Raw genomic sequence first — 1017 nt, 5'->3', positions numbered from 1 at the left:
ATGGAGTGCATCCCGTAGGTGTTCATGTAGTACGGGAAGCGGGAGGAGCAGCCGATGCCGGAGACGAAGACGATGTTCTCCTTGGCCAGGCCGAGCTCGGGCATGAAGCCCTGTACGGCGGCGAGGATCGCGTAGTCACCGCAGCCGGGGCACCAGCGCACTTCCTGGTCCGACTTGAAGTCCTTCATGGACTGCTTGGCCTCGGCCTTCGGCACGAGCTTGAGCGCCTCAGACATCGGTGGCCTCCTTGAGAGCCGTGGCGAGCTGCTCGGCCTTGAACGGCATGCCGTTGACCTGGTTGTAGCTGTGCGCGTCCACGAGGTACTTCGCCCGGATGAGAGCGGCGAGCTGGCCGAGGTTCATCTCGGGCACGACGACCTTGTCGTAGCGCGCCAGCACCTCGCCGAGATTCTTCGGGAAGGGGTTGAGGTGGCGCAGATGGGCCTGGGCGATGCGGCCGCCGTTTCTGCGGACGCGTCGTACGGCGGCGGTGATCGGACCGTAGGTCGAGCCCCAGCCCAGGACGAGCGTGCGGGCCCCGTCCTGGTGGTCGACCTCCACGTCCGGCACCTCGATGCCGTCGATCTTGGCTTGGCGGGTGCGGACCATGAAGTCGTGGTTGGCCGGGTCGTAGGAGATGTTGCCCGTGCCGTCCTGCTTCTCGATGCCGCCGATGCGGTGCTCCAGGCCCGGCGTCCCCGGCACCGCCCACGGACGGGCGAGGGTGTGCGGGTCGCGCTTGTAGGGCCAGAAGACCTCGGTGCCGTCGGCCAGCGTGTGATTGGGGCCGGTCGCGAACGTGACCCGCAGGTCGGGCAGCTCGTCGACCTCGGGGATGCGCCAGGGTTCGGAGCCGTTGGCGAGGTAGCCGTCGGACAGCAGGAACACCGGTGTGCGGTAGGCGAGCGCGATCCGGGCCGCCTCCAGGGCCGCGTCGAAGCAGTCCGCCGGGGTGCGCGGTGCCACGATGGGTACGGGGGCTTCGCCGTTGCGCCCGTACATCGCCTGCAGCAGGTC

General features: G+C 68.4%; 2 pseudogenes. Both read right to left on the bottom strand.

The features are described from left to right. Positions 1–236 (bottom strand): annotated as a pseudogene (locus AB0A69_RS33790) (2-oxoacid:ferredoxin oxidoreductase subunit beta); the annotation flags it as partial. Then, positions 229–1017, bottom strand: a pseudogene (locus AB0A69_RS33785) (2-oxoglutarate ferredoxin oxidoreductase subunit alpha); the annotation flags it as partial. The pseudogenes AB0A69_RS33790 and AB0A69_RS33785, both read right to left, overlap by 8 nt.

The sequence above is a fragment of the Streptomyces sp. NPDC045431 genome, assembly GCF_040646655.1.
Classification (GTDB): Bacteria; Actinomycetota; Actinomycetes; order Streptomycetales; family Streptomycetaceae; genus Streptomyces.
Note: the sequence above shows the minus strand (reverse complement) of the source record. Positions and strands in the feature narration are given on the sequence as shown.